This is a genomic window from Candidatus Methanoperedens nitratireducens (assembly GCF_900196725.1).
GTDB classification, from domain to species: Archaea; Halobacteriota; Methanosarcinia; order Methanosarcinales; family Methanoperedenaceae; genus Methanoperedens; species Methanoperedens nitroreducens_A.
In genome coordinates, this window is record NZ_FZMP01000097.1 from 1 (window position 1) to 6500 (window position 6500).

General features: G+C 39.7%; 9 protein-coding genes. 1 reads left to right on the forward strand and 8 read right to left on the reverse strand.

Annotation, left to right across the window (positions count from 1 at the left end; all coding sequences use genetic code 11):
* Nucleotides 1–429: 429 nt before the first annotated feature.
* From MNV_RS07505 to MNV_RS07525, 5 genes are all read right to left on the reverse strand, one after another.
* Nucleotides 430–666 carry a hypothetical protein gene (locus MNV_RS07505; RefSeq protein ID WP_096204923.1) on the reverse strand — a complete coding sequence of 79 codons (237 nt, stop codon included), beginning with the start codon at nucleotides 664–666 and terminating at the stop codon, nucleotides 430–432.
* A gap of 949 nt (nucleotides 667–1615) precedes the next feature.
* On the reverse strand, nucleotides 1616–1819 hold the full coding sequence (locus MNV_RS07510) for a hypothetical protein (protein ID WP_096204925.1): 204 nt from the start codon (nucleotides 1817–1819) through the stop codon (nucleotides 1616–1618).
* 6 nt (nucleotides 1820–1825) lie between these two features.
* Entirely contained in the window at nucleotides 1826–2089 is a 264-nt protein-coding gene (locus MNV_RS07515) for a DUF3303 domain-containing protein (protein WP_218837937.1), read from the reverse strand.
* Between the two features lie 49 nt (nucleotides 2090–2138).
* Nucleotides 2139–2384, reverse strand: coding sequence for a hypothetical protein (locus MNV_RS07520; RefSeq protein ID WP_096204928.1), 246 nt, complete (start codon nucleotides 2382–2384; stop codon nucleotides 2139–2141).
* Between the two features lie 200 nt (nucleotides 2385–2584).
* Complete coding sequence (locus tag MNV_RS07525; RefSeq protein ID WP_218837938.1) at nucleotides 2585–2881, reverse strand: DUF2061 domain-containing protein; 297 nt, start codon at nucleotides 2879–2881, stop codon at nucleotides 2585–2587.
* A 218-nt stretch (nucleotides 2882–3099) separates the two neighbouring features.
* Here MNV_RS07525 and MNV_RS07530 point away from each other — a divergent pair, with 218 nt between their 5' ends.
* Nucleotides 3100–3351: a SemiSWEET family sugar transporter gene (locus tag MNV_RS07530; protein WP_096204931.1), complete on the forward strand. Its 252-nt coding sequence runs from the start codon at nucleotides 3100–3102 to the stop codon at nucleotides 3349–3351.
* A gap of 332 nt (nucleotides 3352–3683) precedes the next feature.
* Here the strand turns inward: MNV_RS07530 and ftsZ are convergent, their stop codons facing one another.
* The 3 genes from ftsZ to MNV_RS07550 all read right to left on the reverse strand — a co-directional run.
* Nucleotides 3684–4661 carry a cell division protein FtsZ gene (ftsZ, locus tag MNV_RS07535; protein WP_179293861.1) on the reverse strand — a complete coding sequence of 326 codons (978 nt, stop codon included), beginning with the start codon at nucleotides 4659–4661 and terminating at the stop codon, nucleotides 3684–3686.
* Nucleotides 4662–5323: 662 nt separating this feature from the next.
* Nucleotides 5324–5662 (reverse strand): circadian clock KaiB family protein, encoded by a 339-nt coding sequence (locus tag MNV_RS07545; RefSeq protein WP_096204934.1) that lies wholly within the window; start codon nucleotides 5660–5662, stop codon nucleotides 5324–5326.
* A 205-nt stretch (nucleotides 5663–5867) separates the two neighbouring features.
* Nucleotides 5868–6500, reverse strand: a 633-nt coding sequence (locus MNV_RS07550) for a hypothetical protein (protein WP_218837940.1), incomplete at its 5' end; no start/stop codon positions are given.

Consider the following 6500-nt stretch of genomic DNA (forward strand, 5'->3'; position numbering starts at 1 on the left):
TTTTAAGTTTTGACATATTTTTTACCTCGAATCTTTTAATTCATCTCTTTCACAGTCATATGATTTATGTCCTTCTGTTATATAGCAGCCTTCGGCTTTTCAATCTTCCTAATATCAATTTCCACAAAATCGCCCATATTAATATTCTCTAAAGTGGATATTCCTCAAAACATGGAATCTATTGGCCGTTTGGAATCAATCCCAAAGCCTCTTGGTAGCGTAATCTGAAAGGAAATTAACATGTTTATTTCTGAAAGTTACGAATTCCAAGGAATATCCTATTTGTTACTATGGATGTGAAACACTTGCATTTAACACATATTTAACAATCATAAGCTCCCAGCATATACTGGGCCATCTTCTGCAAGGCGGTTATTTCAACATCACTCAGGCTCACAGAATCAAGCCAGAAACCGCCAATAATTCATATTATTTTGTTCCCTTTGTCTTCCCTTTCTTTGCCTTAGTCGTCTTTTTCATTTTCGTCACCTTCTTCGCTTTAACTGGTTTTTTAGCTCTGATGCTCTTTGGTTTTGCTTTTGCATTGACCTTCGTTGGTTTTGGTCCTGCTCTAACAGGTTTATGCTTTAAACTTGCCAGTATATTCCGCCTCTCTGACCACCAAGACATTACTGGAGGGAGAGGCTTTCTCATTATTTTTGCCATCGTTTCTCCTTCATTGGAAATGTATCATTAAAATTCACATCGCAATAAACACGAGTCATACGTAGTTCACTCAGAGGAAATAACCAAGTTATTTGCGGTGAAATAACACAATAAATCCCTTACATGTTTCCAATGGAAATTAAGATTCACTATTTATACAATGAAATTATAATGTCTCAGTGGTGAGCAGGTCTGTAAATTATTCTTTACCTCACTCGTTAATCCCCTCCGAGTGCCTCATGCTTACCTTTCATAATAACCCTATATTTGTATTGTTGCACATATCGCAGTTTTACCCCGCTCCTGCTCTCCAACCTGCTCAACGTACATCACGATATGCAAGTTTATATATTTATGTATAGATAGTAATGCTTATGATCATGAGCCTCAATAGATTATTTTAAATTGGGAAAGATATAAATATATATGGGCAGGTTGGGGAGTGGGGGTTAGTGTATTAAAAAAGTTATTTTCCTGCCCACAAATAGGTAGTACAATCTTATTCTATATAAAAGTAGCGAGGAGGAGAGGTAAATTCTCCCCTCGATGATTCCCACTCCCGAACCTGCTCGCTTATTTATAAAAAGCCAAACTTGTCTATTTTTAGACAACTAAATGTAATCACTGATGGTATTTATAAGTTTCCCTCCTCTTCGGGCAGAGGCTTGGCAAAATTGAGAAGTTTTCACTGCTAAGCAAGGCAGATAGCTGATATTCTAACTTATCTTCACAATTGAAGTGATAGAATGAATCTCGTTCCACCTGTGTTCTGTATACAGCACATATGCTCCTGTAACCTTGATATGTTCTCCAGCATAGACCTGAAAATCTTGTTTAAATCCATTACAAGCATTGAATGCAAGCACACAGGCTTCCTATAACCAAGCTGATAGCAACTACCGTGTTGGGCGCTAACTTCTTCGTTTGATGAGATTGTGAATTAATTCTTTTACTGCATTAGCTCTATCATCATCCGATACTTGTAAGCGGTGAGTAGGTCATCATCTCTAATCGCCTTTTCCATTGAATCTAACAAACTTCTTTCATACGCCTCAAGTTGTTTACCTATATACGTATCAGATGCTTTCATCTGCTCTTTATGCTTCTCATCTAACAATTTACACAATCTCTCGAATCTTTCTTCATCTATCATAACATTTCATCGTTCCATTTTTTCTGCCATGATTTTTGCTACTTCTTTAGCTTCCATTACTGGGACAGTATCAACTAAAGCAATATCAAGCCATAAATCATTGGCTTCTAACATGGTCGTAGGATCATCTGCCTCGTATAAAACAAAGATCCTGTTTCCTGTTATATCAAGCCATTCTCCTACCAATTTAATCTTTTCGGGATATTTGTATTCACTCCATCTTTTCTTTACCTCATCTCTATTTTCTGATTTCCACACCCATATAGACATAAACAACATTTCTTTCTAACCTCCTGTTTAGTTAATTTTTTTAACTCCATTACCAGATTTCAGTCTCAAAATTTCCAAGTTCATCCATATGATGCTCGTAAACGCCCACCAGATTATTTAATCTTGATAATTTTTTAGAAGATGTATTGTAAAAAGGAGATCCTCTAGACTCTATTCCTTTTCCTTTCATCTTTCCTACTCCTTGTCCTTTCCAAGTGACAATCTCTCCATCATTAGTCGTGATTGTGCCATGTCCTTCTCCATAAAGACTTCTATCTTCATTTATCTTTATCATTCGTATAGAGAAAGGTGGGCAGGATTTAAACCTATGAAGTTGAGGGCTGAGTCAGATTTTGAATAGCTTACACTGCCCACGAGTAAATATGCATCTTTACTTGATTAAAGGTCTATGATTATTTGACATTGTGTTAATGCATATGCTTCCTCTCAGTATCCGCTATAATTTTACAACTACACTCCACCATAACCCGTACTTCAATGTCCAAAGCCTAATCCAACTATTATTACCAGTACATAAGAGAGAATTAGCAGCATCAAAGTCACATAAAATAAAGTCTTGCCCTTTTTTTCTCCACGACCCCATGATATGTGCTCCCAAGCGCGCTCGTGAACATAATATAGTAGCATCCTGATAATGTTAAAGCTTAACGTAACCCCTCCTGCACTTTCCCAATTCCCAGTAAAAACATAAGTCAGTGGCAGTAAAATAAAAACTCCAATAATACGCCAAGTAAATGATTTTACCCACGACCTGATTTTTAAATCAACCATTGTATTCATATCTTCATCCTAAGAAATAACATTTCGCGACCCTGATAATTTAACTATCTGACCAATATTGTCATATTTTGGTTTTACTTTGATAATATATAAGATAAAGTTTTTTGAGCCAACCGATTATATTATTCTATGTTTAATAAAATATTCCATGTCATCAGTGTACCTTTTGAGTTAATATCAAATATAATTGAAAACATCATATCTTTATTATGGAATCGCAAATAATTGGGATCCTGGCTGCTCTTCTTACAACTTTCGGATTTGTACCCCAAATAATTAAAATGATAAGGACAAAATCTGTAAAAGATGTAAGTATTATTACCTTCATCCAAATCGGTCTAGGTACTTTCCTATGGGCTATTTATGGAATATATCTAAGGGATTTGATTATCATAATAGCTAATTCTATAGCTTTCATGACGTTAGTTCTGGCAATAGTATTTTATTTCCATTATAATTGAAAGCGAAGATAATTCTATCGATTAGTAGGCTTGCGTTCATCTTTGGAAGTGTAAGAATATATTTATTCACATTTAATCTCTTCAGATTGATTATGAAGAACATATATGATTAAACTCTTCTGAAAAGGCATATAAAGTATATACGAACTACAATTAACCGTAACCCCGTATATGCGCTAAAAAACGTCCAATCATTTAGATATTTTTTTTCTTTAATTTAAGACCGCTCCCAACTAAGGTTAGGGAATACTTTGAGGAAATCGTTTTATATACATCGCTCATAATATGTTCACGTATGGAATAGAGGATTGTAACGGTTCTTTATTCTAATCTCACTTGCCTTCAATAAGAGGGCTTTTGACCCCTGTAAGAACCGCCATGATGCGCACTCTGCCAGTAAGAGAGCTGTCCACCCTGGCACCCCATACAACTCGCTTGGTTTTAGGTACTTTATCCATTATAAGCTCGCCCGCAACTGCAACCTCTTCCAGTGTCATATCTTCACCGCCTACGATATGGATCAATACACCATAAGTTTCTGAAATGCCCGAGATATCCAGCAGGGGAACTGCCAGAGCCTGACTGACTGCCTTGATAATGCGGTCTTCACCGTCGCCCTCACCTATACCTATAGCACCTAGCCCTCCCCGCTCCATCACGGCCCTCAAATCGGCGAAGTCGAGGTTGATAAGACTTGGCTGAGTAATGGTCTCGGTAATATTCCTGACAAAGGCCCCAACAAGGGCATTGGCAACTGCCAGAGCATCCTTTAGCGGCAGGTCCCCGACGATCTCACTGAGCTTGGAGTTATCGATTACTATGGTAGAATCGCAACTTTCTGTGAGAGCCTTTATCGCCTCCCTTGCTTTTTCCCTCCGCGCCATCTCTATCTTGAAGGGGATTGTTACACACGCGATGGTGAGTATTCCAAGTTCCCTCGCAACTCCAGCAACTACAGGTATTGCGCCAGATCCGGTGCCTCCCCCCAATCCAGCTACCAGGAATAACAGGTTTACACCCTGAAGGTATGCCTTTATCTCAGGCAGATTTTCCTTGGTTGCCTCTGCTCCCATCTTAGGGTAGCCCCCGCATCCATACCCTTTGCATAATTTTTCTCCGAGCAAAATGAGCTTATCCGCCATGCTCATCGTAGAAAGATGATTAGCATCCGTATTAGCTGCTATGATCCTGCCCCCTGCCATTCCCTTCTGTGCTATCCACGTTATAATATTACAGCCGGCGCCTCCAAGACCTATTACGGCTATGGAGGGTTTTGCGGCTTTCACTAATTCCCTCAAGTCAACTGCCAAATTTATTGCCTCTCTTTAAACTACAATGGCCATATTGTTCCATATACTATGCAGAGTCAAAACACGCTGCAACTCCCATATTATCACTTTTAAATACCATGATGCATCCAGTACTAAAACTTTGTTATGCGATTTTTTTTCGCGCTAAACAGGAGTTGCAGCAAGATATTATGTGAACCTGAAATGGAACAGTATATCGATCCGAAATCAATGCTTGAATCAGAAAGAATGCAGTAGGACCGAGAGTCATCTATAAAGCTCCGGACTTGAGCCACAGCGAGTCCGAGATCGATGACGCCATTCAATCGCCGAAAGTATCGTGACGAGTATCCGTCTACCCGTTCTTCGCTATTGTTGCGCTGCGAACCAGCAAGATCACCCCTCTCACAATCAGGCCAATTGAGAAGGGCAATTGCGAGTGGAGCAGTTCCGCTGAGCCCAGGGCGAGCGCGCCAAGCGTAATATCAGACCAGTTCGCTGGGATCTTGTTGATGAGATGGCGCGCCAGGTTCACCCCCAGAAGATATCGGTAATATTTTAAGAATGTGCGCCTGCCCGCGAGAACAGCCCTCGGGACAGTTTTTTAGCGCATGCGCCAGAGGTACCCTGGGGTTTTTCATCCTTTGAAAGTTGAAGAGGCTTCACACGAAGTGCGAAGTTAGTTACTTACGTTTTAACTCCAGTCCCACAAGAATTCGTTCTTTATCCGACATATCGCCTATAAGTCTGCGCAAAGGATTTGGGAGTTTCTTGATAAGCGTAGGCGTGGCAATTATCTGTTCATCTTTAGCGAGCGTGGGTTGCTGATAGATATCAATCACTTCAAGCTCATAACGACCTTTGAGATTTTCCTCACATATTTTCTTGAGATTTTGGATAGCTCGTGTTGATTTTGGCGTTATACCGGTAACATATAAACGCAGAAAATACTTTTCGTTCTCTGTATCTTGAAGGGACTGTTGAAAATCTTCTGTGGCACCTTTTATTTCCGTTTCTTTCATGGCTTTTGCCCCTTTCCCCATATATATTTCGTGTACGTCTATAATTGAAATACCAATGTAAAAAGTTACAATAGGAAATTGAGTAGGTTACCCGCCGTGCAAATCTTAATTCGATAAACTATTGTAACTTTTATAGTAGCGGGTTTTCAGTTATTGACGTACACGACCCCATACTTATTTTCCATACTTAACCCGTCTGGTTTGCTCATGTTGTATACTTTCCCGGATACGCTGACGCTGAACGAATGCCCGATTTCACCCACATATTGGATATGCTGGTAAATGTATCTGAGTATATCTTGGCAGCATTCTTGACAGGCTCCATAATCTCCTTAAACGGGCTGAATGTGGGTGTGTTCTCAAAGAAGTTATCAAATGCCTTTCCATACATTTTTGCCCAGAGATTATAAAGTTCTTTATGTGCCTCTGGATCTGGGCTCTGCTTAGATAGTTCCTCAGCCTTCTGTGACATTTTTCCAAGGGCTGCTATCAAGGACTTGTAGAGGTTCAGATTAACGTTTTCGCTCCGCACGAAATACTCTAATACTTCCTTTGAAGGCCGCATGGACTGGGTATCAAACAACCTGCCATAGGTCTCCTGATATGTATTCATCCATAAGGTATAGAATTCCTTATAGGCTTCAGGGCTCGCATTCCCCCGGGAGATCTCCGCTGATTTCATAGAAAGCTTCAGCAGGGAGTTAGTATACGGCACGTATAGCTTCGTGTATGAATCTTTCCATAGTTTTGATATCTGCTCAAATGCCTCTGAAAATATATCAGGTGTGCCTGTGATGTTCTCAAAGATCTCTTTCATATTTTGCCGCAATGGCAGTGT